Raw genomic sequence first — 1,587 nt, forward strand, 5'->3', positions numbered from 1 at the left:
AGTCCGGTTGTCGAGCAGTCTGTTTAGCCTCATTTATACCTCCTTTCTGTTTTGATTCCCATGTGCGAACAGCAGCCCGCCAATCTTTCATTTTATTTTTTCCTATCATCCAGTCTTTAGACGTATAGAAGTTAAAGAAATGTTCTGCCGATATGTTATTTTTCCTCTCATTACAATAAGCTTTTATTTCTTCAATTTGTGGAGGGGAAAAACGAATAGTTTTTTCTTTACTTTCTTTTATCTTGTCTTGTCTTGTCTTGTCTTTAGTATAGGTACTATGTTCTGTACTAGGTTGTGTACTACATTGTGCACTAGGTTCTGTAATAGGTTGTGTATCATTTTTAATACACATTAATCTATATTCAGCAGGCCTTTTCTTTGTAATACCATCCTTAAAGTCTATCAATCCAAGTTGTTTTAATCTATTTCTTCTTTGAGTTAATGTATTCCGATTTATACCTAAGACTGAACATAATATATCAGTGGATTGATTAAATGGATTTTTCCAGTTTAGGCGATTACATTTATGTATCAAATACAAATAAAGGTCTTGCTCTAAGGATGAAATAATACCCTGTTCTCTCAATTCCCACACGTTATTAATTAGGTCTATGTATTTCATAAATCAAAATAGTTTACTTAAGTACTCAAATTCATCAGGCGTTAGATATATGAAAATTAAATAGTTCATATCTTTTATCTTAAAGGTCTTATACTATCCAAATGGGAGCCACGCCCATAAGATTTTATTCCGAAGTTCTCAGATCGCATACATAAAGAGTGAAAGTTATTAGCTATCAAACTAAACTCTCGACTATCTATATCTGCCATATTATGACAAAGGAGATAACTTAGTACCTCCTCTATCTTTTGTTCTAGTTGCTGCTTTGTTTGTTTCATAAATTATAAAATAATGATGGTTGATAGTTTATCTTATGCTCCAATTTCCTCTCTTCTCCTTTTTCGAAATATTCGTCGTCAATTTCGAAGCTGATACAATCTACCCCCAAATTCATACAAGCGATATCGGTTGAAGCCGAACCCCTGAATGTGTCTAATACTAAAGGTTTGGGTTTGTTTGGTTCAATCTTGCAAACTAATGCTAATAATCTTTCGATCAGACGAGGCGGTTTTTGTGTTGGATGAATGGCTTTGTAACGTTCTCCTATTTGTCTAATAATACTCTTTTCATTCAAACCATCATCTATATTTTTACAAACAGCTACGCTTCTATCTTCATTATATAGGGTAGAAGGCTGAACAGAAGTATTATTTTTGTGCTTTCTCAATGACCCCGAAATAATAGATTTTTCATTCATACCTACAGATATGGAATTAATGACAGTTACGCATCTATCACCCTCATTACATTTACCCGTCCTTAGATTAGATTTATTATCCATAACCTTTTCGGCTTTAAAATCATCTCTTTTTAAGTTATTTTCTAAATAGGCTAATACTGCATCAAAAGACTTTGTATTATTTAATACAGAACGAAGACGTTTAATATCTTGACAAATAGAAGGTATATCATGTCCTTTCATTTCCAAATAAGGAACTTTTACTTTATTAATAGTTCCATTGCCC

Annotated in this window: 2 protein-coding genes; both read right to left on the reverse strand. The window is 32.6% G+C overall.

Features of this window, described 5'->3' with window-relative positions:
• Positions 1-622, reverse strand: a 622-nt coding sequence (locus tag HMPREF9456_RS16860) for a cyclic nucleotide-binding domain-containing protein (RefSeq protein ID WP_006844781.1), incomplete at its 3' end; no start/stop codon positions are given.
• A 274-nt stretch (positions 623-896) separates the two neighbouring features.
• Positions 897-1,587, reverse strand: a 691-nt coding sequence (locus HMPREF9456_RS16870) for a DNA methyltransferase (RefSeq protein ID WP_006844783.1), incomplete at its 5' end; no start/stop codon positions are given.

The sequence above is a fragment of the Dysgonomonas mossii DSM 22836 genome, from assembly GCF_000213575.1.
Classification (GTDB): Bacteria; Bacteroidota; Bacteroidia; order Bacteroidales; family Dysgonomonadaceae; genus Dysgonomonas; species Dysgonomonas mossii.